Source organism: Lysinibacillus contaminans, assembly GCF_001278945.1.
In the GTDB taxonomy this organism is placed as follows: Bacteria; Bacillota; Bacilli; order Bacillales_A; family Planococcaceae; genus Lysinibacillus; species Lysinibacillus contaminans.
On sequence record NZ_LGRV01000003.1, the window covers coordinates 2,461,000 to 2,487,983 of the forward strand.

The window sequence follows — 26,984 nt, forward strand, 5'->3', positions numbered from 1 at the left end:
TTTAAAATTATTGAAATTTAAGTTACAAAGGAGTTTTTACAATTGGTTTTATCATCTAAAGAACAAATCGAAGACCTATTAGCAGATATATTACAAAATAGTTCAGAAGAAGACGAAGAAGTACTACATCATTTATTAGGTGGACTTCGCGATAAACAACAAGGTATCCATCGTCGTTACATTAATGCTGCACTTCATATGGTGGGAGAGTTTAAGCCAGAAGAAAGTGAAGTACGTATACCCATTACACCTGTTATTCATAATACGATTAAAGTACCACACGGAGGAATTATTGCAACGATTGCCGATGCAGCAATGGGAGGGCTCGCTTCTCGTTCTGTACCTGAAGGCTTTAACGTTGTTACTACAACTATCAATATTTCTTATATCGCAACCACAACAAATAAAGAACTGATTGCTCGTGGACGTTTTGTGCATAAAGGGCGCCAAACATTAGTGATGGAATGTGATATCGAGGATGAGACTGGACGTAAGCTAGCCATCGCAACGGCTTCCTTCTTCGTTATTAAACGTCGCCCGTCGTAAGATTGGCAAAATAATCTTGAATGCATTGTTGGTCGGAAAAGGGGATCATTTGATTTTTCATTTGCTGTGTTCGTTCATGTCCTTTTCCAGCAACAAGCACAATATCGCCTTTTTTCGCCTTCGATAACGCTTGATGAATTGCAACTTGCCGATCTAAATAAACTTCATAATACTGTTGTTCGGAAAAACCTGCTATAATACTTTCATTGATAACAATAGGATCCTCATCACGTGGATTATCAGTCGTTAAAAAGATAACGTCAGCAAATTTACTTGCAACAGCTCCCATTGCGAAACGCTTTGCTTTGTCTCGATTTCCACCACAACTAAACACAAGAAAAATCGTTTTTTTATCATCAAAGGTTTGCAAGACGGCCTGTAATGCCTCTGCCGTATGCGCATAATCGACATATACGTCAATGCCTAATGGATTATCTATTTTTTCAAGCCGCCCTTCTGGTAATTTCAAATTCCACATATGCGTAATTATATCTTCTATTGGACAGCCAAGACGCCAGACAGCCATTAATGCCGCGATCGTATTTTGAACATGATAACGGCCTACAAAAGGAATTGCCACAATATGCTCACTCACACCAGTCTGCAAACATAATGTCGTTTTCCCGAACGTTTCACCAACTACTTGCACATGTAAATCATTGTGGTTCTCAAAACCAAATGCACATGCCTTTTTCTTATCATAAATCCCTACGGAACGACAAAAATTATCATCACCATTTAATACAAGTTTCTTTGATAAATCTGCTAGTCTTTTTTTTGCGCGTTTATATGCTTCGATTCCACCATGATCTTCTAAATGATCCTCTGATAAATTCAAGAAAACGCCACAATCAATATCACAATGGTCGAGTCTATATTGCTGCAAGCCCATTGAAGAGGCTTCTAGTACTACATGCGTGACGCCAGCTGACACACATTCCTTTAAAATGGGATGTAGTTCCTTCGCCTGTAATGTCGTTAGTTGTTCATAAATCGTTTGTTGTTTTTGGCCATTAATGAAATAGCCCACTGTTCCGATTACTGCTACTTTTTTATGTAAAGCTCTTAGTAATTGACTGATAAAGTGACTGACTGTTGTTTTCCCATTTGTTCCTGTCACTGCAATGACAGTTAAGGCTTCTGCTGGGAAATACGATAATTTTGCACTTGCATACGATAAAAACAACGCTGTATTAGGAACCCATACGAGAGGTATTTTTTTATCATCTGTAGGAAGTGTCATAGTTTCTTCTGACACAATTGCGACAGCACCTCTTTCCAATGCTTCTTTTACAAATCGACTACCAGTTGTTTTGACACCTTTACGTACCACAAAAATATCACCTGGCTTTACTGCCTGTGCATAATCCTCTACCCCTGAAATAATCGTCCGAATTGAGCCCCCTGTAACGGTACAAGGCCATTCCTTTAACAGTTCTGCTAATTGCATCATACAACTCCTTTCCCTTAGTTTCCCTATCATATGTCGGCGATTGTAACGTGGTGACGAAAAAAAGCAGCGTACACAATCTAAACGTGTACGCCGCTTTTAATTTATTTATTGATATCTTCCTGTCCTTCAACAGGTAATTTAATGTCTTGCTCATCACTACTTACCCTATCTTTTGAAGGTTCAATGAAGATTTGGGTATAATAATTTAAATATACTCCAGAACCAACTACAGTGTATTTCTCATTCATGATTACCTTACGATGTTCTACTGAATTGAGCCATCCATGCATCGCCTCAATCGCATCGAAATAGGCTGTCGCCAGATTTTCATGTGCATCACTAAAGGCTATTTCATGTTTTTCTAATCTCTTTTTCAAATCTCCATATGTCGGTGATTCATGTGAAAGGAAGTTTTGTACTTTCATATCCTCACTATGCATTTTTGCGGCTTCTTTAAGTGACTTGTCAATTTCTAAAGGAGCTAACTTATGATGGACGCGTGTGATATTGATTAAATCATCTAGTTGCGCGGCACTTGCTGCGTTAATATCCTGCTGTAAAAATGAAGATGGCGGAGTTGGTGTAACCAGTTCACCTTGATAAATCATTTCATATGGTTGATGAATAACTAGCGTTTTACTATCTGTAAAGCGTATACCTTGCAATTCGCTTGTTTCCCCATCAATATACAACTGCGCAAAAATGTCATCGAATTTAACAAGTAAGCGCGTCTGCATATCTTCCTCATTCATTGAGAAAATGAAAATATTATCATCGACATTCGCCGCAACTTCAAAGTCAATTATCGTCATACGATAAATTTCATCTCGCTTTTGGCCAATTTTAAAAGGAGTCGTATCTAGCTTATCACCCGCTATGTATACTTGCGTCACAATATCATTTTGTACACCAACCATAAAAAACGTTTCAGCACTTGTCTTGTATACCCACCAATCGTAACCAAATGCTGATGGCTCTTTTCTGACTGGCTCCCCAAATTGATCTAGTACTTCAACTACGTTTTGGCCGATAAATGTCGACAAACCACTTTGCGGGCGTGGTATCGCACCTTCTACAGGTTGTTCTAATTCTGTTTTTGGAATTACATTCGAATTCGCATTTGGACCTTCTAACGGCTCATTTTCACGAGCTGAATTAAAAAACATATAGCCGATAAATGCAATTGTTACACAAGCTAATAGTATGCGAAATAAAGCTTTCATATGATACTCCTTCTCATCACCAATATTGGTATTTATTATATCAATTGTAAGTGCGTTGACACAATGTTGTCATTGCAACAATGTCGAATATGCTCTATTATAAAAATGAGCGTATTATATGTACGAAAAGCTAAAGGAGGATTATTAGATGTATTTTGAAAATACTAACCTTGAAAATTTGACAGCTGACCAAGAATTAATCGAAAGCGTAATGAACAAAAACGGTCTTGAATGCGATGGTGGCTGGGATTACGAACGTATGACATTCGACCGTCGTTTCGATACTCGTGAAGGTCGTTTCTATCTTCGTGTATTCGCATATGCTAAGTCTGGTGATGTTGGTGCACATGATGCAGTCCTAACATTAATGAAACCAGTTATCGGTAAATACTACTATCCACACGGTGTAGAATATGGTGACGGTGAAGTATTCCCAGCACACCTTGTGAAAAAATGTGAAGAGATTTTAACTAAAGTTAAATTAGACTTAGAAGCATTTCAAATCCATGCATAACTACCTTTAAAGACTGGATACCCAGTCTTTTTTATTTTTGTCTAGGCTAATGCGCCGCATCCTCGAGGTTACTTTAAAATCGCAGGTACTTTAGCACTTTTCTTATTTTCCTCTTGTAAAAAACATATTTCTCCTCATACTAACAACATCTTTCAAATGATGTAGGTGATGACAATGATATCCTTTTTCCAAAAACCCTTTTTTCGACATCCAATTATACTTATTTCGATAGGTATCATCATTCTTTGGTTGATGTCCCTAGCGCTCCCTATCCTACTTGCCTATTTAACTGCCCTACTGCTGGAGCCTGTTGTTCAAAAATTAGGAAAAAGATTTCGTTTCAAAAGAAGTGCCAATGTTTCCATCTTTTTTGTATTTTTCTTTATAATCAGTATCTTATTATGTCTACTTGTGGGGTATATAGCATGGAAGCAATTTTCAGCCTTTTTAATTCATTTCCCTGAATTCACCAACCAATTGTCAGCGATATGGATTCAAATTCAATCCAAACTCGCTGTTTATACACATCCTTTACCTCTTGAGCTTGTAATACAAATTCAAATGCTTATTTCCCACGGTCTCATTTCTTTGGAAAATCTCGCCTTTTCACTGACAAATTTGAATTACTGGGCAGCCTTTATTACACATTTACCAACATTACTATTTGATGTATTTATTTATTGGATTGTTTTATATATGCTGCTTTTAGAGCTACCTTCTATTAATAAACGATTATTGTCACCAGTTCCATTCCATCACCAACAAAAGATAATACTCATTGCACAGCGTGTAAAAATGGCGTTATTTGGATTTATCAAGGCGCAAATATTAGTGGCAATATGTATTTTCACTGTAGCATCTTTGGCATTCTTCTTATTAAAGATGCCATTCCCATTTATATTAGCACTTCTGCTCGTTATACTCGACGTTATTCCCTTTTTAGATTCAATTATACTACTCGGTCCATGGGCCATCTATAACGTAGTTACAGGAGAGTATTTTTTTGCAATTGCTCTAATCATTTTGACAGTCCTATTATTTTTAATTCGTCGTATGATTGAACCAAAAATTATTGGTGATCAAATTGGATTATCGTCACTTTCTACGCTTATTTCGATGTTCATTGGCTTCAAAATCTTTGGCTTTATTGGGATATTAATCGGACCATTGCTTATCGTCATAATTATTACACTCGTTAACCCACCACCATCAAAAAATCTCCCACCTACTGAAGAGTAAGATGGGAGATAAAATTATTAGAAACCTAAAATTGCTTTAATAACTGACGTTGTTTCACCTGGCTCAAATAGTACGTATAGAAGACAGTAAACCATTACACCTGTAATTGCTACAAAGAACCAAATAATACTTGTTATAGGTCCAATTCGACGGTGCAATTTCAAATTTGTTTTTAAACCTGAAATAATACTGACAAGACCGAAAACAGCTCCAGATGTGGCTAAAGTGATGTGGAATATTAAGAAAAATGTATAGTACGGTTTTAAATGATCTCCGCCACCAAATGCCGTATTTCCGATAAAGATTGTACGTGAAGCATATATAATGAAGAAAGTAAGGGCAGCAGCACCTGCAGCCAACATCACTTTTTTATGCGCTTCTACTTTGCCTTTTATTATTAAGCCCCAACCTATTGCCACCAACACCGCACTTATGACGATGAACGTTGTACTAATAGTAGGTAACAATTCTAAACTCATTTACAAAACCCCTTAAACATAATAAATTTTCTATTTTTATAGTTGATGTTGATGTTCGCTTTCCCATTTCTCTTGGTGAGCTTTTAATGCATCTGCAGTAATTTTATCTGGATCTTTTTGTTCAGAACGATACCATCTTGTGAAGATAGTAGCAAGTAATACGCCAAAAATAATCTCTTGTAAAATTTTCATTATTACTCCACCAAGTTGTTGATCCTCTACAGCTTTCATATCTGTAAATAACTCGGGACCAGATAGCGATAACCCTGATAAAGTAGACGCTGGTACACATAGCTCCATCGCTTGCAACCAAGCATCACCACTCGTATATGTTGCATACATAGGCTCTGGCGCAAAAATAATAAGTGCACAAGCTGGTGTAATCAATACCGCATTGGCAATAATATAGCCCAATTTATAAAGCGGCTTCATTTGCTCGCGATCTGGCATTTTTTGAATTAGTGGCCAGTACATTAAAACTGCAGAAATAAACAATACAAATGTGTATGTACCATGTAATGTTTCGTTTAACTTAATGTAATCTAAGACAGATGGTAAGTGGTAAAACGAGAATAGACCGATAAAGACTAAAACAGCTACTACAGGTAACGTAAGTACTTTAAATAATGGTTTTACAACTGGTGCTTCAATCGCAACCTTCCACAACCACCAAGGAATCCCCTTGATAATAAAGATTGGTACAAGTAACAATAACACAGCCATTTGCACCATATGTACAGTAAACATAATATGTGCCATTAAATCTAAAGGAGACCCTTTAATAATATAAATTGTCACCATGGCTAATAGGAAGTATATAGCCTCTTCCTTTTTCAAAGGCTCGTTTACCTTAAAGTCTTTTCTCCATTTTGTTGTTACTAAAAAATACAATCCTGTTATGAAAACGAGAACTCCTATTAAATATGGGCTCCATAATGCTTGGAAACCAAATATACTAAGTGACATATTAAACGCACTCCTTTGAACTTCAGTACTCCTATTATAAAGCGCATGCTTGTGAACTGCAATGAACGAACCGTGAACAATTTCCCAATTTTTTCGTTGTTAAAACAAAGAAAGCACGTCCCTACAAAAGTAGAGTACGTGCTTTCTTAATAATTACCACCAAACGATCGTTAAGAACGCAAGGAAGAAAGTGAATGCTAGAAGAATACCAAACCACATGAAGAAGGCAATAACGCCACCGAAGTGAGTTTTTTTATCTTCTAAATGCATGAATGCGTAAAGTTGAAGCACTACTTGAATACCTGCCAATAACAAAACGAAAGGTGCTATTAAATATGGTGAAAAATCAGCTGCAACTACTGCGAACGCGATGAACGTTAAGAAAATCATGATCGCAAAGTTAATTACTTGTTTACGCATATGAACGGCATTGTGATGACGATCATACTCGTACTGCGCTTGAGACTTAGCAACTACAGGTGTATCGTGTGACATATTATCCGATCACTCCCATCAAGTATACTACTGTGAAGATGAATACCCAAACTACATCGATAAAGTGCCAGTATAAAGCAGCTACGAAGAATTTCGGTGCATTATACAAGTTAAGACCACGTTTAGCGTTACGAATCATTAATGTTGTAAACCAAATTAGACCTAAAGTTACGTGGGCACCGTGCGTACCAACTAGCGTATAGAACGCAGTTGAGAATGCAGATTGGCTAAATGTGAAACCAAGGTGCACATAGTGATAGAACTCGTAGATTTCTAGACATAAGAAGCCTAAGCCTAAAAGTAATGTTATAGCTAACCAAGTTTGCATAGCTTTAAAGTTAAAGTTACGCATATGGTAAATTGCATAAACAGACGTTAATGATGATGTTAAAAGTAACATCGTCATTGCAAATGCTAATGGTAATTCAAATAATTCTTGCGTTGAGAACTCCATGCCCGCAGGCCCTTTGTTCTTAAGTGCTAAGTATGTTGCAAATAAACTTGCGAAAAGTACAACTTCACAGGCAAGGAAAATCCAGAAACCAACAACTTTATTTTTACCTTCCATTGTTGCTTGTTCAGGATGATCTGGCCAAGTATGAGGAGTAAATTTAGTGTTGTAATCCATTATTTTTTTCCTCCTTTGCCGTAAAGTTGTTCTTCAATTTCAAGAATTTCTTCTTTGTGTAAGTGGAATCCATGATCATCTTTCACAGAACGAACAATCATAGCACCAAATGTAATTAATAGACCAATTATAAGTACTGGAATTGCCCATGTACGTGAATCCTCTGCAACACCTAGTGGGCTATAAAGAGCACCAAATGCAGCGATAAACAAACCAAGAGAAATGACAAATGGAAGTGCAGAGTTGTTTGGCATATGGATGTCACCTAGTGGCTCAGCATATATCATACCCTCTTTGTTACCTTCTTGCTTTTCAATCCAGTATGGGTCTAATCCACGAACAAGTGGAGTTTGACGGAAGTTATAGAATGGAATTGGCTGTGGAATAGCCCATTCTAACGTACGGCCATCGCCCCATGGATCTCGACCCGCTGGTGGACGTTTGATTGACAATAAGCAGTTGATTACCATCATAACAACCCCTACGCCCATCATTGCCGCACCGACTGTTGAAATATAGTTGAACTGATCCCAACCTTGACCTTCCATGTAAGTGAATACACGACGTGGCATACCCATTAAACCAAGGAAATGTTGTACGAAGAATGTTAAATGGAAACCAATGAAGAATACCCAGAAAGTCCATTTTCCTAATTTTTCGTCTAACATACGGTTGAAGAAAATTGGCCAGTAGAAGTGCGCTGAACCGAATAAAGCTGTAACGATACCACCAACGATTACGTAGTGGAAATGCGCTACGATAAAGTAAGAATCGTGTAATTGATAGTCAAGAGGTGCAGATGCCTGCATGACCCCCGTAACACCACCAGCTACGAACGACGGGATGAAACCAAGTGCATAAAGCATTGGTGTTGTAACCTTAATGGATCCGCCCCAAATCGTTAAGATCCAGTTGAATACTTTCATACCTGTTGGAACGGCAATTGCCATTGTTGCAACAGCGAAAATTGCGTTCGCCGTTGGCCCAAGACCAGTTGTGAACATATGGTGAGCCCAAACCATGAAGCCTAGGAAACCGATTAAGATTGTTGCGAATACCATTGAAGAGTATCCGAATAAACGTTTACGAGAGAACGTTGGAATAATCTCAGAGAATAAACCGAATGCCGGTAATACTAAGATATAAACCTCTGGGTGTCCGAAGATCCAGAATAAGTGTTCCCAAATAACTGTGTTACCACCCATAGTATGGTCAAAGAAGTTACCACCAAACATACGGTCGAATAACATTAATACAAGACCAACTGTAAGTGGAGGGAATGCGAATAAGATTAAAGCACTTGATACTAGCGCAGTCCAAGTGAATAATGGCATACGCATAAATGTCATACCTGGAGCACGCATTGTAATAATCGTAACAATGAAGTTAAGACCAGAGATTAACGTACCAAAACCAGAAATTTGCAAACCAAGTACATAGAAGTCAATACCATGACCTGGGGAATATAGAGATAATGATGCATAAGAAGTCCAGCCCGCATCAGGAGCGCCACCCATGAAGAATGACAGGTGAAGGAATACCGCACCTAGGAAGAATAACCAAAACCCTAAAGAGTTAAGGAATGGGAATGCAACGTCACGTGCACCAATTTGTAATGGCACAAGCATGTTCATAAATGCGAATAGCAACGGAGTCGCAGCTAGGAATAGCATTGTTGTTCCGTGCATTGTTAATAATTCATTGAAAAAACCAGCTGAAATGAAATCGTTATTTGGCTTCATTAACTGAATACGCATTAATAACGCTTCAAAACCAGCGATAGCAAAGAACAATGTACCGGCTAATAAATACATGACTGCTAACTTTTTATGGTCAACAGTAGTAATGTAATCCCAGACAGATGCTCCGAAGCTCTTTTTCTGTGTATGTGAGCTCACAACTTTTACCTCCTTCAAAGTTTGTAACATAAACTAATAATTATTTTTCGACAGATAAGCCCATGATATAAGTTGCAAGAGCTTGAATTTCTTCGTCAGATAAGTTGCCGTAGATTGGAGCAGTACCATCAGCATTCATCATTAAGTTACCTGGTTTGAATTCTGCAGGATCCTTAATCCATGCTTTTAAATCTTCTTCTGTATGATCTAAGAAACCAGCAAGACGGTTACGGTCACCATATGTCGTTAAGTTAGGGCCCATTCCTGGAGCTGAACCTGAACCTGACACTGCGTGACAGCCTAAACAGCTATTAGCAAATGTTGCTTCACCAAGATCCGAAGATTCTTTGTCAGCAGTTTGTCCTTCTGTTTCTTGCATTGAAGTAACCCATGCGTCGAATGCATCCGGGCTTAATGATTTAACTTTGAAGTCCATTAGAGCGTGTGAAGGACCACATAACTCCGCACATTTACCATAGAATACGCCGTCTTTAAGACCTTCAGATTCTTTGTCGAATACTAGGTAGAATTTGTTTACATTCTCTACGTTCGTATCCATTTTACCGCCTATTGCAGGAATCCAGAATGAGTGCTTAACATCAGCAGCTTTTAAGTTAAAGTAAACTTTTTCACCAGTTGGTACTACTAATTCTTGAGCAGTAATGATCCCTTGGTTAGGGTATTCAAACTCCCACCAGTAAAGTTTTGCAGTTACATTAACTGTAAGAGCCGTTTTGTTGCCATTTTCGTCTACTTCGTCCATTGCAGCAACATCCGCAAATTTATAAGTAGCAGTAACAACTGGTACAGCAATAATTAATAATAAAATAATTGGAATAACTGTCCAAATTATTTCAAGAGTGTGACTTCCTTCTACTTGCTTTGGAATAACGTTTTCGCCTACTTTAGAACGACGGAACTTTACGAATGCAAGTAAATAAATAACTGATACTACTACTACTACTAGCGTCATGATTCCAGTAGTCAACAGTAATAAATTTAATTGTTCTTTACCTACTTCACCAGATGGTTTCAGTGTAGAAAGATATTCTTCACCACATCCAGAAAGGAAGACCATCATCACCGTTAGTAGTGAAAAAAGACGCCACTTTTTAAGCCCTTTCATCATAGCTTAATTAAACCCCTCTTTCTTTGTTGTATTTTCATGTGTTCCTAGGACATTGGTTCTGTCTATGTGAATTCTTTTAGAAAGAAAGAATTCCAGTAGTTAGCTAAACACTGCAAAGATAATCATAGATACAAACAAAATCGTCATATGATTCAAAGAATATATGAACATCTTATTTGCCCATTTTAAATCATCTTTTGCTGTAAAGCCTTTAAGCGCTAGAATTAACCAGCCTACATTCAATGCTGTTGCAAGGAGTAAAAAGCCTCCTCCAAGCTCGGGTAAAAGGAACGGTAACGGTAATAATAAAAGAATCCAAAAAACCATTGAGTACTTCGTTCGTTTAAACCCTTTTACAACGGGTAGCATTGGAATATTAGCCGCACGATATTCTTCTGTTCGTTTCATCGCTAGCGCATAAAAATGCGGTGGCTGCCAAGCGAACATAATGAGAAATAAAGCAATTGCTCCTGAACTAAGAGCAGGTTCAACAGCTGCCCAACCAATGATCGGTGGAATTGCTCCTGAAATACTTCCTACAATCGTGTTACTAACATGCTTCCTTTTTGACCACATTGAGTATAGAACTACATAAGCAAGTATCCCTGCTAGTCCCCACATGCCGGCCGCAAATGATGCCGCAAATAACAAAATTTCACCTACAAATAAAAATGAGAGGGCAATAGTCAATACAAAACTCGGTTTAAATCTACCAGTAACTGTCGGTCTTGCCTTCGTTCTTTTCATTATCGGGTCAATATCTTGGTCGATGAAGTTATTCATCGCGCCAGAACCACCAATAATGAGCGCTGCACCTAACATCGTGCAGAAGATAACATCTAACTCTTGCAAGAAATGTCCACCAGTAAACTGGAAGGCCAACCACATCCCTGTAAATGTTGTGACAAGATTCGAGTTAACGATTCCAATTTTTATTAGTGCAAAGAAATCTTTTACAACGGATGTTGTTCCCGGTTCAGTATTTCTAGTAGCCGCCAATGTACGACTGTTTGACATGATACCTCTCCTTTCATTTTTGTAAGCATATTCCGCTAACCATAACTATAGCGAAATTTGCGATTGATTTCTAGACGTTTAGTGAAATTTAGGTGAAGTTGCAAAATTTCTCTCGTCTAGAAAAATAATTAAAATCATCATATCTATAGTAAATCATTTACTAAATTGAATTGTGAAGGTTAAAGCACGAAATTATGAACAATTTGTGAATTGGAACCAACATCTATTATTGTAACCTCTTTACAAGTTGTTTTTTCCAATTATTTTCGTTATCATCTAGTAGCAGTAACATTATGCGAAGGTATAATGTGGACAGATAAAGTAGGTGAATTATTTTATGCAACACAACAGATACATGAAGTGGTTTGCTGTTGCCGCTTCGGTTGGAATGCTCTTCATTTTGATTGGTGGGGCACTCGTGACGAAAACAGATAGTGGCTTGGGCTGTGGTCGAAACTGGCCGGATTGTAACGGTTCTCTTATTCCAAAAGAAATTACACCGGAAGTATTAATCGAATTTTCACATCGTGTCGTAACAGGTGTCGTATCGATTTCAATTCTCGGGTTAACAATTTGGACTTGGCGTAAACTCGGTCATATTCGTGAAGTAAAATTTTTAGGGTCTTTAGCGATGTTTTTCTTAATTGCACAAGCTTTAATTGGTGCAGCTCAAGTTTTATGGGGCCAAGGAGATTTCATTTTAGCACTTCATTTCGGAATTTCACTTATTTCCTTCGCAGCCGTTCTACTTCTTTCTATGATAGTTTTTGAAGTTGATAGAAAGTTTGATGCTGACCAAGTGTTTATTGGAAAAAAATTACGTTGGCACACGATTGCTGTCACAATTTATTCTTATTTAGTCGTTTATACAGGCGCTCTTGTACGTCATACAGATTCAAGTTTGGTCTGTCCAGATTGGCCGTTTTGTTACAATGAAACACCATTTGGATTACCAAATAACATGTATGAGTGGGTACAAATGGGACATCGCCTCGCTGTTCTTATTATTTTCATCTGGATTGCATACATAACGTGGCATGCAGTAAAAGAATACAAAGATCAACGCGTCATTTATTGGGGCTGGATCATTGCCTTCAGTATCGTTGTATTACAAGTTATAGCCGGTATGTTAGTCGTACTGACAAGATTAAACTTAACAATTGCTTTAGTTCATTCATTACTCATTTCACTCTTATTTGGTTTACTTTGTTACATGATTATGCTCGTTTCACGTAGTAACCATAATGAGAAAAGGTAAATAATTTCAAAAAATCGACAGTACATGGAAATGTATGTCGATTTTTTTTAGGTAATTCTATTCTTTTTTTGTAGTTTCCGAGCCACTCGCACCTTGAATTACCTTTACGAATTCATATACAGAATTCATTTGGGATACCCCTTATTTCTTTTCCAACCGCTAGTACATGACACAACACCTCTAATTAGTGCTTTGTCTACCCTCTTCTACTAATTTATAATATGGCGTCCATGTTCTGTAGGAGCTATCTCAATTAATCTCACATTATATTTGGTTGTGTCGCTTGATAGACGATTATCACCTTAACAAAATTTCCTGATTGATCCACTAATACTTGTAGTGTTAGACTATCGAATTTTTCTAAATATAAAAATAAGTAAAAAAGCTATTAACACGCTGTCTAAGCCGTGTAATAGCTTTTATATGTTAGTCATTATTCAATTTCAATTAAAAGGTCACCTGTTGAAATGGCATCGCCTGCAGTCGCATAAACCTCTTTGACAACACCGTCTTTCGGTGCTTGTACAGTCGTTTCCATCTTCATGGCTTCAGTAATAAGTAAGTGGTCACCACGTTTTACTGTACTACCCTTAGATACTACTACTTTTAATACCGTACCTGGCATCGTTGCACCAATTTGATTTGGATTGCTTGGATCAGCCTTTAACGCAATGCTACCATCTACTTCAACCGTCATATCCTGAATAACAAGCTCACGAGATTGACCGTTTAACTCGAAGTACATAACCCGTGTCCCATCATGCTGCGGCTCACCAATTGATACTAGTTTAATAATAAGCGTTTTTCCTTTTTCAATTTCCACTTCAATTTCCTCACCTAATTTCAAACCATATAAAAATGTAGGTGTATCTAATACGGAAATATTGCCAAAGGAATCAACTATTTTTGAATATTCTTCAAATACTTTCGGATAAAGCGCATATGCTAAAACATCTTTTTTTGTCACAGAACGATTCAATTTACTTTCTAAAACGGCTTCTAATTGTTCGAAATTTACAGACTCTAACAGCTCACCAGGACGTACTGTAATTGCTTCACGATCCTTTAATACCACTTTCTGCAGTTCTTTTGGGAAACCACCATGAGCTTGTCCTAAATAGCCTTGGAAGAATTCTATAACCGAGTCTGGGAAGTCAATCTGTTGTCCCTTAGTCAGGACATTATCTTCGTCCAGATCATTCTGAACCATGAATAGAGCCATATCGCCAACCACTTTTGATGACGGTGTTACTTTCACGATGTCACCAAATAGTAAGTTCACACGTGAATACATATGCTTTACTTCATCCCAACGATCGCCTAGTCCTACTGCTTTCGCTTGTTGCTGTAAGTTACTGTACTGCCCGCCTGGCATTTCATGAACATAAATTTCAGAATGTGGGCTCATCATTCCGCTCTCAAAATCTTTATAGTATTTACGCACATCTTCCCAGTAATAAGAAAGTTTTTCAAGAGATTCAATGTCGGCACGTACCTCACGCTGACTGCCCTTCATTGCATAATAGAGTGAGTTAGCGCTTGGTTGGGATGTTAAACCTGCCATCGAACCAAGTGCTGTATCAATGATATCCACACCTGCTTCAATTGCTTTTGCATATAAGTAAATTCCGTTACCACTTGTATCATGGGTATGCAAATGAATTGGTAAACTTGTAGATTCTTTTAGCTCAGAAATTAAACGGTATGCCGCTTCTGGCTTCAGTAAACCGGCCATATCTTTAATTGCTAAAATATGCGCACCTGTTGCCTCTAGCTCTTTCGCCATATCTTTGTAGTATTGTACTGAATATTTCGCTCGTGAATCGTCTAAAATATCACCAGTGTAACAGATTGCAGCTTCTGCTACTTTACCTGACTGTCGTGCTGCATCGATGGCTACTTCCATTCCTTTAATCCAGTTTAAGCTATCGAAAATACGGAATACATCAATACCTGATTCTGCTGATTCTGCGATAAATTCACGGATTAAATTATCTGGGTAGTTCGTATATCCTACTGCATTTGCACCACGTAGTAACATTTGGAACAACACGTTCGGAACTTGTTTTCTTAATTTTGCTAAACGTTCCCACGGATCTTCTTTTAAGAAACGGTACGCTACGTCAAATGTTGCCCCGCCCCACATTTCTAGCGAGAAGTAGTTGTGCATCATACGCGCTGTTTCATCTGCAATTTGGTACATATCCTGCGAACGGACACGTGTAGCAAGTAATGATTGATGGGCATCACGGAATGTAGTATCCGTTAACAAAACATCATCTTGCGCTAAAATCCATTTCGCAAGCCCTTCAGCACCTTGTGACTCCAAAATTTGTTTCGTTCCTGATAAAGGCTGTCCATGCAAGTCTACTATTGGCTTAATAGGCTGTGTAAAAATGGGCTTTGCCTTCTTCTCTACACCCGGGAAGCCATTTAACGTGACATTTCCGATATAGCTTAACAGCTTTGTCCCACGGTCTTTACGTTCAGGAAACTCAAATAATTCAGGAGTTGTATCGATAAAACTTGTATCAAATGCACCCGATAAAAACTTTTCGTGCACGACCACATTATTTAAAAATGGAATATTTGTTTTCACCCCACGAATACGGAACTCTTTTAAATTTCGGTCCATTTTCGCTGCAGCTTCTTTAAACGTCATACCAGATGTCGAAATTTTCACAAGTAATGAATCATAATAAGGTGTGACAACAGCACCTTGGAAGCCGTTTCCTGCATCTAATCGTACCCCAAAGCCACCACTAGAACGATATACCATAAGCTTTCCTGTATCTGGCATAAAACCATTTGTAGGATCTTCAGTAGTCACTCGCGCTTGAATCGCAAAGCCAAATAACGGGATATCCGCCTGCTTCGGAATATGAATTTCCTCGCTATGCAGACTATATCCAGCCGCTACTTTAATTTGTGCATGGACAATATCTATCCCAGTAATCATTTCTGTGATTGTATGTTCTACTTGAATACGAGGGTTTACTTCGATGAAATAAAAATTTTCACCCGCGACCAAAAATTCAACTGTCCCAGCATTTATGTACGAGACATTTTGCATTAGTTTAACAGCTGCATCACAAATTCTATTTCTTAAATCTTCTGAAATCGAGTTCGATGGTGCGATTTCTACAACTTTCTGATGACGACGTTGAATTGAACAATCTCGCTCATATAAATGCACGATATTGCCTTCCTTGTCCCCAATAATTTGAACTTCTATATGCTTCGGATTTAATATGCATTTTTCTACATAAACTTCATCTGACCCAAACGCCGCTTTTGCCTCTGATTTGGCACGGTCATAAGCCGACTGAATATCATCTTTCGTTTGTACGACACGCATGCCACGACCACCGCCACCTAAAGCAGCTTTAATCATAAGAGGGAAACCATGTTGATCACCAAATGCGAGCACCTCTTCAACAGAAGAAACAGGTCCATCTGTACCTGGGATTACTGGAATATCCGCATTAACAGCTTGTTCACGAGCCTTCACTTTATCACCAAACATGTCTAGATGTTTGGACGTTGGTCCGATGAACGTAATACCTTCCTCTTCACAACGGCGTGCAAAATCAACATTTTCAGATAAAAAACCATATCCAGGATGAATCGCATCAACATTAGCATCTTTTGCAATTGCAATGATGCCCTCGATGTCTAAATACGCATCAATCGGTTTCTTACCAGCACCTACTAAATATGCTTCATCTGCTTTAAAACGATGGAAAGCAGCACTGTCCTCACGGGAATAAATTGCGACAGTGTTAATCTTAAGCTCCGTACATGCACGGAAAATACGAATTGCGATTTCTCCTCTATTTGCTACAAGAATCTTGTTGATTGGACCCATTGGACTCATTGGAATCCTCCTTATGAAATTGTTTTTTTTCTTTCTACCCTTTCAAACATGGAAACATTTACTAATATCCCCATAGCTAAAGATAGCATGATTATAGATGTCCCGCCATAACTAATGAAAGGTAGCGTGACACCGGTTAACGGGATTAACCCAGTTACACCGCCAAGATTAATAAATGATTGGAAGCCAATCCAACTAGCTATACCAGCCGCAATCATGCGTGCTAATGGATCTTTTGTACGTAGTGCGATAGAAAAACCTCTATATATTATAAAGCCTAAACCACCTAAGACGATGAGAACACCCCAGATACCGAGCTCCTCCATAATAATCGCCATAATAAAATCCGTTTGTGGTTCTGGCAAATACCCTAATTTTTGTATGGACTGACCTAACCCTCTACCCTCTAAGCCACCTCCGCCAATCGCATAATAGCCATTGACTACCTGATGCCCCGACCCATCTTCATAATCGAATGGATTAATATAGGATTTAATTCGCCCGATACGACTATCTGTTAATATATCGCCTTTTAATGTAAAGAGTATGGCTAAAATAATACCACCAAACGCACCTAATACACCAAAGAATTTCCAAAATGTCTTAAATGGTATACCACTTGCAGCGACAACTGAAATCGCAATTCCACATAAAATAATTACGGCTCCTAAATCTGTTTCAAAAGCTACACAAGCAACGACCAAAATCCATAGAAGAATCGGATAAAATATTTCAGTTGGCTGTAGTTTTTCAAATGTATATTTTTGTGCCTTGCGATAAAAAGCCGCAGAAAAGTATAAAATAATAAATAGTTTCGCATATTCAGAAGGTTGGAAACTACCTAATCCAGGTACTTTAATCCAGCTTTGTGAACCTAACTCCCCGCCAATACCTTTTACTTTTACCCAAGTAAATAACACAACTAATACAACTGTAAGCAATAACATAATATTTTTGTTTGCATAGTGTTTATACGGGAAAAAGGCTGCTACTGCAAACGCCAAAAACGCTACTATTAAATTTTTCACTTGTCTTGCATAAAAGTAGTCTGGCGCTTCGTCTTCTAGCACAATCGCTACCATCATACTAGAGCTATAAATCATTACTAATCCAAACAAACTTAGCAATAATACCGTGAAAAATAATGGATAATCAAAATTTTGAGCATATCGTTTTAAATATTTATTCATTGCGAGAACCTCGTTCTAGAAAAAAAACTCAAATCGCACATTGCGTTTTGAGTTTTTTCTTTTTATTTGTCTGTATACGCGTCATGTAGTACAGAAAGTTCCTTCTCGAGTGAATCGAGAATTCCTTTGCCTTTTTCGCGTTCAATAAGTCCTAGCTTCACAGCAAAGTCAATTTCACGTGATAGGCCGAACATTTGTGTATCTAATACTTCTTCATATAAAGGGCATTGTGGCATTGTCAAGTGATCCATTTGTACTCGAATGAGGCGAGCAATTTTATCTGCATCAGCAACTAAAAGTTCCAAAGCCTTCTCTTGAAAAGAAGTTTGTGATTTCGTATCCATGAGGACGCCCCCATTATCTGATATTTCTTCGATTCTATCTTAATAAAGTTTATCTTTTAGTTGCTAAAATTGCAAGTGTCTTCACCATAAAATAGAGAATTCGATTTATATTTCTTTATTATCTCAGGTAATTAGCGTTATACTATTTCTTGGATATACAAGATTTGAGGAGGACTTCTAACATGGAAATAATTATTCCTATTAAAGGCGCAGTTACATACCAACTTACATTAGATCCGACAGTATGGATCTTCGATGATCGTAAATTAGATTTAAAGACTCACTTCAACCCAAAAGAAGAAGAGGAAGATGCCGATACAAAATATATGCGCGAAGTCGGAGCACACTGGTCACGTGAAATTATGGAAGGCGCAACTTTCCCTCCAACATTAAAATCAGAACGGAAATTTGACCGTAAAGGTATGGAAACAGGTACTTTTGGTATTGAATTACACCATTTTTTGAAAAATGCCGAGATTAAACCTGAAGCGACAAAAATCGTCATTGAATGTAAAGATGGCGAAGAGTATACCTTCACAATTGAAGAAGCTCATACATTTATTTTAAAATATAGCCAAGATGGTAAGCCGCTCACTGAAGATGGTCCTGTTCATGTAATATTCGGCAACGGAGCAAATATCGACAATCCAATCAAGCACGTTTTAGCCTTTCGTGCTGAATAGGGAGGAAATACTATGCGCGTAAAATGTGTCATCTGCGATACAATTGGCCAATTAGACGACGATTTACCGTTAGCAAAAAAATTACGAAATCGACCGATTAATACGTATATGTGCGACGTATGTCACACTCGCATTGCAGAAAATACAACGGCAAGAATTGAAACAGGAAACTTTCGCTTCTACCGTTCTTCTCCACAAATGGATAAAGAATTTTAAAAACAGGGTGTCTCCTATTCGAGACACCCTGTTTTATGATTTAATCTTGATTTTTAATAAGCTTCTTTTCAATTAACTCAACAACTTGATACATAATCGTCGCAAAAACCGCGATTATTAGTAACGACATTAGCACGAGATTAAAGTTAAACACTTGGAAGCCGTAAATGATTAAATAGCCAAGTCCTTTTGAAGAAACTAAAAATTCTCCTACAATTACTCCTACCCATGATAACCCTACATTTACTTTTAATGTCGAGATAATTGTTGGAAAAGAAGCGGGCAAAATAACCTCTTTAAATATTTGCCATCTCTTCGCTCCAAATGTTTGCATCACCTTGCTATAGTTCGGGTCAACCCCTTTGAAGGCGGTGTATACGACAATGGTTGTAATAATGACTGAAATCAGTGCACCCATCGCCATAATCGAAATATACCCTGGTCCAAGTGCAACAATTAAAATCGGACCAAGCGCTACTTTCGGCATTGCATTTAAAATGACTAAATACGGATCTAATACTTTCGATATCATCGGCGACCACCATAATACCATTGCAAGCAATGTACCGAGTAACGTTCCGACGATAAAGCCGACAACCGTCTCCATCAGCGTAACACTTACGTGTATCATCAATGTGCCATCGCTAACCTTTTCGACGAAAGTTAGCCAAACACGAGACGGCGAGCTAAAGATTAAACGGTCAATCCAATCATTTCTCGAAAACAACTCCCACCCGCCAAAAAACAGTAGCAATATAACTAATTGATAGAGTCTCACAAAGCGCCGTTCTTTTTTTAGTGATTTCTGATACCGTTCAAATAATGTATTATCCAAGGCTTTCAAGCTCCTTCCAAATCGATTGGAAAACTCCTCCATACGATGGATGTTGCCTTGCATCAAATGGAGATAGTCCTTGGAGTTCTTTCGGTATATCGAAAACTTTATGCAACTTACCTGGATTTGCTGAAAATAAGAAAACCCGTTCACTCATTGCAATCGCTTCGCCAATATCATGTGTAACAAGGACTGCTGTTTTATGATAAGTTTTTAAAGTTTCCACTACTAAATCTTCAAGCTTCAGTTTCGATTGATAGTCCAGAGCAGAGAATGGTTCATCTAATAGTAAAATTTTAGGATTAACAGCTAATGTTCTCGCTAAAGCGACACGCTGGCGCATCCCCCCAGATAATTCCCGCGGATAATAACGTCCAACATTGGGTAAGCCGACTTCTTGTAAGAGGGCGTTCGCTGTTACTTTATGTGTCTTATTTTGGCGATCAGTTAATTTCAATCCGATGGTAACATTGTCTTCGATCGTTTTCCAAGGAAATAAATAATCTTGCTGAAGCATATAGCCAATGAGTGATTTATTATGTTCCGCTATTTCTTCCCCATCAATCAATATTTTACCTTCCGTTGCAGGAAACAACCCAGCAATAATAGATAATAACGTTGTTTTTCCGCAACCACTTGGCCCGATAAACGACACAAACTCACCTTCACGAATGGATAAATTTATATCGTATAAAACTTCTTTTGCCTCTTTGCTTGAAAAATAACTATGGTGAATATTCTCAAGCTGTAGAAAGTCCATTACTTTGCAGCCTTTTTAGCAAATGTTGTATTTACAAGCTCTTCATATTCTACGCGTTGCGGAAGTTCACCGGCTTCCTCCATAACCGCCTGCAAGTTTTCCCACTCTTCCTCATCTAGTATCGGGTCTGTTGCATAAGAACCTTGTGATTTATAACGTTCTACAACTGTTTCAATGAGCGCCACATCAATATTTTCAAAATATGGCTGGATAATTTCAGCTACTTCAGCTGCACTTTTTTCCTGAACAAAATCTTGCGCTCTTTTTAAGGCATTTGTAAAGCTTTGAGCCGTTTTATCTTGTTCTTTTAAATAACTATCTTTCGCCATATACGATGTATAAGGTAAGTGCCCTGACTCTGTGCCGAACGAAGCAACGATGTAACCTTTCCCTTCTTTTTCAAACACACTCGCTGTTGGTTCAAATAACTGTACAAAATCACCCGTCCCTGATGCAAATGCTGTAGAAATATTTGCAAAATCAATGTTTTGAATTAATGTTAAATCTTTTGAAGGGTCAATACCGTGTTTCTTCAAGACAAATTCTCCTGCCATTTGCGGCATACCACCTTTTCGTTGCCCAAGGAATACGGAACCCTTTAATTCTTCCCAAGAGAAATTTTCCATTTTTTCACGAGCCACTAAAAATGTACCATCTGTTTGTGTCAGCTGTGCAAAATTTTGAATAGGGTCATTCGTACCCTGAGCTGTTACATAAATAGAAGTCTCTGAGCCGACTAAAGCAATATCTATACCATCCGATAACAATGCTGTCATCGTTTTATCACCACCGGCAATGGTTTGTAAATCAACGGAAAGTCCTTCATCTTCAAAGAAGCCTTTTTCAAGTGCTACGTATTGTGGTGCATAGAAAATCGAGCGCGTTACTTCTCCAACTTTTACTTTTTGAAGCTCTCCTGTATTACATGCTGTCAATGAAAGAAGTAACAAAGCTATCACACTAAACAAAAAGCCCTTTTTAAGCCAACGCATTCTTTTTTCCTCCTTGATTGATGAAATTGCCTATCGACATTAACTTATTCACGCGGAGCATTTTCGGTGCTAGCATTTTAAGCAAAATCTGTGACATCCGCCAAAGTCTTTATTTTCATTCAACTCACCACCAGTAGCGATGGTGAGTTGAATGAAAATAAAAACAGTCCTAGCACATTACTATGCTAAGACTGCTTTCATAGGAGCCGAGCTACTATCATTAATTCGCAGCTCGTTGCTCTTCTCTTTTCTCACGCCATAAACGCGTTTTGTACAGAATTAAAATTAACGCTGCTACGATTAGTCCTTCAACCATCGGCAGGAATAGCGCTAAAAATGTCAGCATAATACATCCCACAAACAGGAATACGTAAATTACGATATTTTGTGACATTTTCAGTTTCTTCGCAAAGCCTAATTTATAGACAAGCGTGGAAAGTAAAAATACAAGAATGAAAACAGCGTATCCAGCCATGTTATAGCTCGGCAGGTTTTCATATAAAAAACGAGTAATCCCAGCCATACGGCTAAATACAAATTCTGTTTCTCCTGCATTTGCTGGTGCAGCAACTTGAATAACATTCAGTTCACCCATTAAAGCGGACTTCATATCCAAGACTCCTCTTCCTTTCATGACAGCGGAAAATTATACTTCAGTGCTACGTACTCTTTTCGCTGCTTTCTCACGTTCGTTTTTATCTAGAATTTTTTTACGAAGGCGAATAGATTCTGGTGTGATTTCTAAATACTCGTCATCACCTAAATATTCAAGTGCTTCTTCTAGAGACAAGATACGTGGTTTTTTAATAACATTCGTTTGGTCTTTATTGGCTGAACGGATGTTTGTTTTTTGTTTCATTTTTGTGATGTTTACAGTGATATCAGCGTCACGTGTATTTTCACCAACGATCATACCTTCATAAATCTCTGTACCTGGCTCTAAGAATAGTGTACCACGGTCTTCAATTTGCATCATACCATAAGTTGTTGCTTTACCAGTTTCCATTGAAACTAGTACACCTTGGTGACGGCCACCAATTTTACCTGGGATTAATGGTTGGTAGCAATCGAACGTATGGTTGATGATACCAAAACCTTTTGTCATCGACATGAATTCAGTTGTATAACCGATTAATCCACGCGCTGGTACTAAGAATGTTAAACGAACTTGGCCACTGCCATTGTTCACCATATCTAGCATTTCACCTTTACGTGTACCGATTGATTCAATAATTGAACCAACATTTTCTTCAGGAACATCGATTTGAACGCGCTCGAATGGCTCACATTTCACACCGTCGATTTCACGTACGATTACTTGTGGTTTAGACACTTGTAATTCGAAGCCTTCACGACGCATGTTTTCGATAAGGATTGATAAGTGAAGCTCTCCACGACCTGAAACTGTCCAAGCATCTGGAGAATCAGTATCTTCAACACGTAAAGATACGTCAGTTTGTAATTGAGCGCGTAAACGCTCTTCTACTTTACGAGAAGTAACCCATTTCCCTTCACGACCAGCGAATGGAGAATTGTTTACTAAGAAAGTCATTTGTAAAGTTGGCTCATCGATACGTAAAGGAGTAAGTGCTTCTGGGTGCTCAACTGGGCAAACTGTTTCACCTACGTTGATGTCTTCCATACCTGATACGGCGATTAAATCACCAGCTTTAGCTGTCTCTACCTCTTCACGTTTTAAACCGAAGAAACCAAAGATTTTCGTTACACGGAAGTTTTTCACTGTACCGTCTAACTTCATAAGAGATACTTGTTGACCTACTGAAATTGTTCCGCGGAATACACGACCAATTCCGATACGCCCAACGAAGTCATTATAGTCAAGTAGAGCCACTTGGAATTGTAATGGGTCTTCTGAGTTATCGATTGGTGCTGGAATAGCTTCAATAATTTTTTTGAATAGACATGTCATATCTTCTTCTTGTTTCGATGGGTCAGCGTCTAAAGAAGCTGTACCATTTACACCTGAAGCATAGACAACAGGGAAGTCTAATTGATCTTCATCTGCACCTAACTCGATAAATAATTCAAGTACTTCATCTACTACTTCTAGTGGACGAGCTGAATCTTTGTCTACTTTGTTAACAACAACGATTGGTGTTAAACGTTGTTCTAATGCTTTTTTCAGTACAAAACGTGTTTGAGGCATACAACCCTCATACGCATCGACAACTAGTACAACGCCGTCAACCATTTTTAAAATACGCTCTACCTCACCACCGAAGTCAGCGTGTCCAGGCGTATCAAGGATGTTGATACGAGTTCCTTCATAGTTTACTGCTGTATTTTTAGCTAAAATCGTAATACCGCGTTCGCGTTCAATATCATTAGAGTCCATTGCACGTTCTTCAACACGTTCGTTTGAACGGAATGTACCTGATTGTTTTAATAATTGATCGACTAAAGTAGTTTTACCGTGGTCGACGTGGGCGATTATTGCGATATTGCGAAGATCTTGACGTAAGTTTGTCATTTTTCCACTCCATATTCTTTTTTCGAATGTTTAACTGTGATATTATAGCACAGGAAGGATGATAATGTCCTGAATAGAATATCTATCATTCTAAAAATATATTTTTACAGTAGAAAATTAACAATAATTTAGGGGGCACAGCTATGAATCGTGCGAAAATAGTTATGGGCATCTATGCATTGGCGGCTGTTTTAGCTATGTGTGCTATTGGTTATTCTGTTGCTTTAGGTAGTTGGTTTGGTATATTAGCAGGAATTGTTGCTACATGTGTCGTTTTCATGACAGCATTTAAAATGAAGCGTAAATTCCGCGAGCAAGGACTTTTATAAATAAGAAAAACGTACCTAGAGAAGTGTAGCTTTCTCTAGGTACGTTTTTTAATCGTATTGTACAATATATTTCTCCAGTAATTCTTGATGAATAGACGGATTTGCAATAATAAATGTATCTTGATGGAAGAAATCAAAACCTTCTCCACGAAGGTTTGTCGCAATAGCCCCCACTTCCTTCGCAATGATCGTACCGCCGCCGATATCCCAAGGCGATAAACGCATAGATACATACGCATCTAGCTTCCCACTCACGACAAAAGCTATCTCCATCGCTGCTGAACCATATGATCGTGTCCCACGAACTTTTCTTACGAGTTCAATGACTTTTTCATGATGAATATGTCGATTGGGCGCTACCCAACTTGCATTAATGCCAATCACTGCCTCTTCAATTTTCACCGGCTGCAGTTTGCGCAAAGGAGAGTCATTATACCAAGCACCTACACCTTCAATTGCATAGAATAAATCTTCACGCATGACATCAAATATGTAACCGAGCTTCCCTATACCGTCGACAAAGATCCCAATCGAAATCATAAAATGTCGATGTTGCTTCACAAAATTCATCGTTCCATCAATTGGATCAATAATCCACACAACACCTTCTAATGAATCTACTTTTTCACCCATGCCCTCTTCTCCAATTATTTTATGCGTCGAATCAAATGATTTAATTTTCTCTATCAAGAATAATTCTGTCTCACGGTCAATGTTTGTCACTAAGTCATTAGCGTTTGATTTTGTTTCTACGACTAAATCGTAAGTAAATGCTGTTCGAATACGTCTTCCAGCTTCAAAAATAATATTTTTCGCAAATTGATCGATAAGTTGTAAATCCATAAAAACCCACCTTTCGAATAGAACCAATACCTAATAACGTTATCTATTATGATATATTCTCTATTTTACTCTTTATAACGACAAAAATCACCTGCTGTCGGAATATTCAGCAAGCGATTTTTAAATTGGTATATAATTGCCGTTACGCATAAGCGTGCAAACCCTCAAGCTCTTCTCTAATTTCAGCAAGTCGCTTTTTACTTTTTTCAATCTCACCCTCATTCTGCTCATTCATCGCAGAGAATAAAGACGACAATTCATAATCTATCTCTAATTGTAAGATGTGTTTATATTGCTTTTCAATGTCAACTTTACGTATAATTTTTACGATCTGTTTCATAAAAATCACTTCCTTTAATTTATTTTTTTACAAAACCCTATTGTTTTCGATAAAGTTGCTGTAATAAGATTTTTCCCCAAAAACTTAATAAAATAAACCTAAAAACCGAAAGGAATTATTAAAAATGCAAAAAACACAATGGACTAATCAGGACTTCGATGTTTTTCAAATAAATGGCTTAGAACAACGAATGGATGCACTAATTTCCTTAGTACGACCAAAATTCAATATACTTGGAGAGGAGTTTTCCACTTACTTTTCTAGCAAATTAGGGGAAGAATTCCACGCTCATGTAGCAAAGCATGCGCGCCGTACCGTCAATCCTCCAAAAGATAGTTGGGTTGCCTTTGCTCCTTACAAAAGAGGCTATAAAGCACTTCCACATTTTCAGATTGGTCTTTGGGGCACACATTTATTCATCGTTTTAGCAATCATTTATGAAGCTCCTCAAAAAAATATGTTTGCGGAACGATTATTAGCGAAAAAAACGCTTTTCAATGAATTACCAAATTATTTCATCGTTTCTGGTGATCATATGTCACCTTTAGCAATCCCTCTAAGCGAAGCAAAGGAGGAAAAGCTCGAGGAATTACTTGTACGTTTACGCGATGTGAAAAAAGGCGAATTTTTAGTGGGTCGTCATATTCCACGGGAACAAGCAATTAAACTGTCTGCTGATGACTTGCATCGTTTGATCGAGGAAACATTCGATGTATTGCTACCTATTTACAGCACTATTACAAATAACTAAGTGCGTATATTTATGTAGTTTTAGTAATTAACTTTTTTTTATTCCCGCAAACATGGAAAATAAAAATATTTTTTGATTTTTCAAAACAGGTACTATCTCTACAATTAATGAAGCCTTTATATTGTTTATAAATCCTAGGAAGTTGCCACATCACTTGATGATGCAACTTCCTTTTCTTTCATACTATGACCGTTAAACTGCCTACAACACCTATCCGAGAAAATTAATACGACTAAAAATTGTCATAATTTTTTGAATGGCAAAAAAAAGTAGTGCTAGAAAACAGCACTACTTCTCATTCAAAATAATAATTTTATAATACATACTCATAAATGAGTATGTATTATATATTCAGGCTCATCACCTTAACTTGGGGTTTATTTCCGTTCCGACTGAGCTCGAATGTCCACAGTCTTGCTTACTCACTAGAATCTTTAGTTCAATATATACTTTCTTTCATTTCCCTTAGATTTAGATATTAAACAGAA

General features: G+C 37.8%; 27 protein-coding genes. 8 read left to right on the top strand and 19 right to left on the bottom strand.

Annotation, left to right across the window (positions count from 1 at the left end):
• Positions 1 to 42 precede the first annotated feature (42 nt).
• On the top strand, positions 43 to 546 hold the full coding sequence (locus tag AEA09_RS14105) for a PaaI family thioesterase (protein ID WP_053584470.1): 504 nt from the start codon (positions 43 to 45) through the stop codon (positions 544 to 546).
• Here the strand turns inward: AEA09_RS14105 and AEA09_RS14110 are convergent.
• Entirely contained in the window at positions 527 to 1,999 is a 1,473-nt protein-coding gene (locus tag AEA09_RS14110; RefSeq protein ID WP_245622847.1) for a UDP-N-acetylmuramoyl-L-alanyl-D-glutamate--2,6-diaminopimelate ligase, read from the bottom strand. The genes AEA09_RS14105 and AEA09_RS14110 overlap by 20 nt on opposite strands.
• 101 nt (positions 2,000 to 2,100) lie before the next feature.
• Positions 2,101 to 3,222 carry a CAP domain-containing protein gene (locus tag AEA09_RS14115; protein ID WP_053584472.1) on the bottom strand — a complete coding sequence of 374 codons (1,122 nt, stop codon included), beginning with the start codon at positions 3,220 to 3,222 and terminating at the stop codon, positions 2,101 to 2,103.
• A gap of 148 nt (positions 3,223 to 3,370) precedes the next feature.
• On the opposite strand from AEA09_RS14115, the gene AEA09_RS14120 reads away from it, so the two are divergent.
• Entirely contained in the window at positions 3,371 to 3,736 is a 366-nt protein-coding gene (locus tag AEA09_RS14120) for a YugN family protein (protein WP_053584473.1), read from the top strand.
• Positions 3,737 to 3,910: 174 nt separating this feature from the next.
• Positions 3,911 to 4,975, top strand: coding sequence for a sporulation integral membrane protein YtvI (ytvI, locus tag AEA09_RS14125; protein ID WP_082332656.1), 1,065 nt, complete (start codon positions 3,911 to 3,913; stop codon positions 4,973 to 4,975).
• Positions 4,976 to 4,992: 17 nt separating this feature from the next.
• Here the strand turns inward: ytvI and AEA09_RS14130 are convergent, their stop codons facing one another.
• The 7 genes from AEA09_RS14130 to cyoE all read right to left on the bottom strand — a co-directional run bounded on the left by AEA09_RS14130 (position 4,993) and on the right by cyoE (position 11,587).
• Positions 4,993 to 5,454 (bottom strand): DUF420 domain-containing protein, encoded by a 462-nt coding sequence (locus tag AEA09_RS14130; protein WP_053584474.1) that lies wholly within the window; start codon positions 5,452 to 5,454, stop codon positions 4,993 to 4,995.
• A 36-nt stretch (positions 5,455 to 5,490) separates the two neighbouring features.
• The gene (gene ctaG / locus AEA09_RS14135; RefSeq protein WP_053584475.1) at positions 5,491 to 6,420 is read right to left on the bottom strand and encodes a cytochrome c oxidase assembly factor CtaG; all 930 of its coding nucleotides are present in this window, start codon (positions 6,418 to 6,420) and stop codon (positions 5,491 to 5,493) included.
• Positions 6,421 to 6,573: 153 nt separating this feature from the next.
• On the bottom strand, positions 6,574 to 6,915 hold the full coding sequence (locus AEA09_RS14140; RefSeq protein ID WP_053584476.1) for a cytochrome C oxidase subunit IV family protein: 342 nt from the start codon (positions 6,913 to 6,915) through the stop codon (positions 6,574 to 6,576).
• 1 nt (position 6,916) lies between these two features.
• Positions 6,917 to 7,543 (bottom strand): cytochrome (ubi)quinol oxidase subunit III, encoded by a 627-nt coding sequence (locus AEA09_RS14145; protein WP_053584477.1) that lies wholly within the window; start codon positions 7,541 to 7,543, stop codon positions 6,917 to 6,919.
• Positions 7,543 to 9,441, bottom strand: a complete 1,899-nt coding sequence (gene ctaD, locus AEA09_RS14150) for a cytochrome c oxidase subunit I (RefSeq protein WP_053584478.1) — start codon at positions 9,439 to 9,441, stop codon at positions 7,543 to 7,545. The genes AEA09_RS14145 and ctaD overlap by 1 nt, the downstream gene beginning before the upstream one ends.
• Before the next feature lie 40 nt (positions 9,442 to 9,481).
• Positions 9,482 to 10,570, bottom strand: a complete 1,089-nt coding sequence (coxB, locus tag AEA09_RS14155; protein WP_053584479.1) for a cytochrome c oxidase subunit II — start codon at positions 10,568 to 10,570, stop codon at positions 9,482 to 9,484.
• 99 nt (positions 10,571 to 10,669) lie between these two features.
• Entirely contained in the window at positions 10,670 to 11,587 is a 918-nt protein-coding gene (gene cyoE, locus AEA09_RS14160; RefSeq protein WP_053584480.1) for a heme o synthase, read from the bottom strand.
• 337 nt (positions 11,588 to 11,924) lie between these two features.
• Between cyoE and AEA09_RS14165 the strand changes: the two genes are divergently transcribed.
• Positions 11,925 to 12,845: a COX15/CtaA family protein gene (locus AEA09_RS14165; RefSeq protein WP_053584481.1), complete on the top strand. Its 921-nt coding sequence runs from the start codon at positions 11,925 to 11,927 to the stop codon at positions 12,843 to 12,845.
• Between the two features lie 433 nt (positions 12,846 to 13,278).
• On the opposite strand, the gene pyc is transcribed toward AEA09_RS14165, so the two are convergent.
• The 3 genes from pyc to AEA09_RS14180 all read right to left on the bottom strand — a co-directional run bounded on the left by pyc (position 13,279) and on the right by AEA09_RS14180 (position 18,256).
• Positions 13,279 to 16,713, bottom strand: a complete 3,435-nt coding sequence (gene pyc / locus AEA09_RS14170; RefSeq protein WP_053584719.1) for a pyruvate carboxylase — start codon at positions 16,711 to 16,713, stop codon at positions 13,279 to 13,281.
• Between the two features lie 20 nt (positions 16,714 to 16,733).
• Entirely contained in the window at positions 16,734 to 17,912 is a 1,179-nt protein-coding gene (locus tag AEA09_RS14175; RefSeq protein ID WP_053584482.1) for an FtsW/RodA/SpoVE family cell cycle protein, read from the bottom strand.
• Between the two features lie 62 nt (positions 17,913 to 17,974).
• Positions 17,975 to 18,256, bottom strand: a complete 282-nt coding sequence (locus AEA09_RS14180; RefSeq protein ID WP_053584483.1) for an Fpa/YlaN family protein — start codon at positions 18,254 to 18,256, stop codon at positions 17,975 to 17,977.
• A gap of 182 nt (positions 18,257 to 18,438) precedes the next feature.
• Here AEA09_RS14180 and AEA09_RS14185 point away from each other — a divergent pair, with 182 nt between their 5' ends.
• Both AEA09_RS14185 and AEA09_RS14190 read left to right on the top strand, forming a co-directional pair.
• Positions 18,439 to 18,939, top strand: a complete 501-nt coding sequence (locus tag AEA09_RS14185) for a molybdopterin-binding protein (protein ID WP_053584484.1) — start codon at positions 18,439 to 18,441, stop codon at positions 18,937 to 18,939.
• A gap of 12 nt (positions 18,940 to 18,951) precedes the next feature.
• Positions 18,952 to 19,155: a YlaI family protein gene (locus tag AEA09_RS14190; RefSeq protein ID WP_053584485.1), complete on the top strand. Its 204-nt coding sequence runs from the start codon at positions 18,952 to 18,954 to the stop codon at positions 19,153 to 19,155.
• A gap of 40 nt (positions 19,156 to 19,195) precedes the next feature.
• Here AEA09_RS14190 and AEA09_RS14195 read toward each other — a convergent pair whose 3' ends face one another.
• The 5 genes from AEA09_RS14195 to typA form a co-directional block, all read right to left on the bottom strand.
• Positions 19,196 to 19,990, bottom strand: coding sequence for an ABC transporter permease (locus tag AEA09_RS14195; protein WP_082332657.1), 795 nt, complete (start codon positions 19,988 to 19,990; stop codon positions 19,196 to 19,198).
• The gene (locus AEA09_RS14200) at positions 19,983 to 20,750 is read right to left on the bottom strand and encodes an ABC transporter ATP-binding protein (protein WP_053584487.1); all 768 of its coding nucleotides are present in this window, start codon (positions 20,748 to 20,750) and stop codon (positions 19,983 to 19,985) included. Before AEA09_RS14200 ends, AEA09_RS14195 begins: the two co-directional genes overlap by 8 nt.
• Positions 20,750 to 21,742, bottom strand: a complete 993-nt coding sequence (locus AEA09_RS14205) for an ABC transporter substrate-binding protein (protein ID WP_053584488.1) — start codon at positions 21,740 to 21,742, stop codon at positions 20,750 to 20,752. The genes AEA09_RS14200 and AEA09_RS14205 overlap by 1 nt, the downstream gene beginning before the upstream one ends.
• A gap of 220 nt (positions 21,743 to 21,962) precedes the next feature.
• Positions 21,963 to 22,337, bottom strand: coding sequence for a YlaH-like family protein (locus AEA09_RS14210; RefSeq protein ID WP_053584720.1), 375 nt, complete (start codon positions 22,335 to 22,337; stop codon positions 21,963 to 21,965).
• 51 nt (positions 22,338 to 22,388) lie between these two features.
• On the bottom strand, positions 22,389 to 24,233 hold the full coding sequence (typA, locus tag AEA09_RS14215; RefSeq protein WP_053584489.1) for a translational GTPase TypA: 1,845 nt from the start codon (positions 24,231 to 24,233) through the stop codon (positions 22,389 to 22,391).
• Positions 24,234 to 24,376: 143 nt separating this feature from the next.
• Between typA and AEA09_RS14220 the strand changes: the two genes are divergently transcribed.
• On the top strand, positions 24,377 to 24,562 hold the full coding sequence (locus AEA09_RS14220) for a DUF5325 family protein (RefSeq protein ID WP_053584490.1): 186 nt from the start codon (positions 24,377 to 24,379) through the stop codon (positions 24,560 to 24,562).
• A 48-nt stretch (positions 24,563 to 24,610) separates the two neighbouring features.
• On the opposite strand, the gene AEA09_RS14225 is transcribed toward AEA09_RS14220, so the two are convergent.
• Positions 24,611 to 25,405 (bottom strand): inositol monophosphatase family protein, encoded by a 795-nt coding sequence (locus AEA09_RS14225; RefSeq protein ID WP_053584491.1) that lies wholly within the window; start codon positions 25,403 to 25,405, stop codon positions 24,611 to 24,613.
• 142 nt (positions 25,406 to 25,547) lie between these two features.
• Positions 25,548 to 25,745 carry a hypothetical protein gene (locus AEA09_RS14230; RefSeq protein ID WP_053584492.1) on the bottom strand — a complete coding sequence of 66 codons (198 nt, stop codon included), beginning with the start codon at positions 25,743 to 25,745 and terminating at the stop codon, positions 25,548 to 25,550.
• A 124-nt stretch (positions 25,746 to 25,869) separates the two neighbouring features.
• On the opposite strand from AEA09_RS14230, the gene AEA09_RS14235 reads away from it, so the two are divergent.
• Positions 25,870 to 26,496, top strand: coding sequence for a YktB family protein (locus AEA09_RS14235; protein ID WP_053584493.1), 627 nt, complete (start codon positions 25,870 to 25,872; stop codon positions 26,494 to 26,496).
• The last annotated feature ends 488 nt before the right edge of the window (positions 26,497 to 26,984 follow it).

Coding starts and splice junctions, on each gene's coding strand:
- AEA09_RS14110 (WP_245622847.1), bottom strand. CDS start 1,999: ATGATGCAATTAGCAGAACTGTTAAAGGAATGGCCTTGTACCGTTACA.
- AEA09_RS14115 (WP_053584472.1), bottom strand. CDS start 3,222: ATGAAAGCTTTATTTCGCATACTATTAGCTTGTGTAACAATTGCATTT.
- AEA09_RS14120 (WP_053584473.1), top strand. CDS start 3,371: ATGTATTTTGAAAATACTAACCTTGAAAATTTGACAGCTGACCAAGAA.
- ytvI (WP_082332656.1), top strand. CDS start 3,911: ATGATATCCTTTTTCCAAAAACCCTTTTTTCGACATCCAATTATACTT.
- AEA09_RS14130 (WP_053584474.1), bottom strand. CDS start 5,454: ATGAGTTTAGAATTGTTACCTACTATTAGTACAACGTTCATCGTCATA.
- ctaG (WP_053584475.1), bottom strand. CDS start 6,420: ATGTCACTTAGTATATTTGGTTTCCAAGCATTATGGAGCCCATATTTA.
- AEA09_RS14140 (WP_053584476.1), bottom strand. CDS start 6,915: ATGTCACACGATACACCTGTAGTTGCTAAGTCTCAAGCGCAGTACGAG.
- AEA09_RS14145 (WP_053584477.1), bottom strand. CDS start 7,543: ATGGATTACAACACTAAATTTACTCCTCATACTTGGCCAGATCATCCT.
- coxB (WP_053584479.1), bottom strand. CDS start 10,570: ATGATGAAAGGGCTTAAAAAGTGGCGTCTTTTTTCACTACTAACGGTG.
- cyoE (WP_053584480.1), bottom strand. CDS start 11,587: ATGTCAAACAGTCGTACATTGGCGGCTACTAGAAATACTGAACCGGGA.
- AEA09_RS14165 (WP_053584481.1), top strand. CDS start 11,925: ATGCAACACAACAGATACATGAAGTGGTTTGCTGTTGCCGCTTCGGTT.
- pyc (WP_053584719.1), bottom strand. CDS start 16,713: ATGGGTCCAATCAACAAGATTCTTGTAGCAAATAGAGGAGAAATCGCA.
- AEA09_RS14175 (WP_053584482.1), bottom strand. CDS start 17,912: ATGAATAAATATTTAAAACGATATGCTCAAAATTTTGATTATCCATTA.
- AEA09_RS14180 (WP_053584483.1), bottom strand. CDS start 18,256: ATGGATACGAAATCACAAACTTCTTTTCAAGAGAAGGCTTTGGAACTT.
- AEA09_RS14185 (WP_053584484.1), top strand. CDS start 18,439: ATGGAAATAATTATTCCTATTAAAGGCGCAGTTACATACCAACTTACA.
- AEA09_RS14190 (WP_053584485.1), top strand. CDS start 18,952: ATGCGCGTAAAATGTGTCATCTGCGATACAATTGGCCAATTAGACGAC.
- AEA09_RS14200 (WP_053584487.1), bottom strand. CDS start 20,750: ATGGACTTTCTACAGCTTGAGAATATTCACCATAGTTATTTTTCAAGC.
- AEA09_RS14205 (WP_053584488.1), bottom strand. CDS start 21,742: ATGCGTTGGCTTAAAAAGGGCTTTTTGTTTAGTGTGATAGCTTTGTTA.
- AEA09_RS14210 (WP_053584720.1), bottom strand. CDS start 22,337: ATGGGTGAACTGAATGTTATTCAAGTTGCTGCACCAGCAAATGCAGGA.
- typA (WP_053584489.1), bottom strand. CDS start 24,233: ATGACAAACTTACGTCAAGATCTTCGCAATATCGCAATAATCGCCCAC.
- AEA09_RS14220 (WP_053584490.1), top strand. CDS start 24,377: ATGAATCGTGCGAAAATAGTTATGGGCATCTATGCATTGGCGGCTGTT.
- AEA09_RS14225 (WP_053584491.1), bottom strand. CDS start 25,405: ATGGATTTACAACTTATCGATCAATTTGCGAAAAATATTATTTTTGAA.
- AEA09_RS14230 (WP_053584492.1), bottom strand. CDS start 25,745: ATGAAACAGATCGTAAAAATTATACGTAAAGTTGACATTGAAAAGCAA.
- AEA09_RS14235 (WP_053584493.1), top strand. CDS start 25,870: ATGCAAAAAACACAATGGACTAATCAGGACTTCGATGTTTTTCAAATA.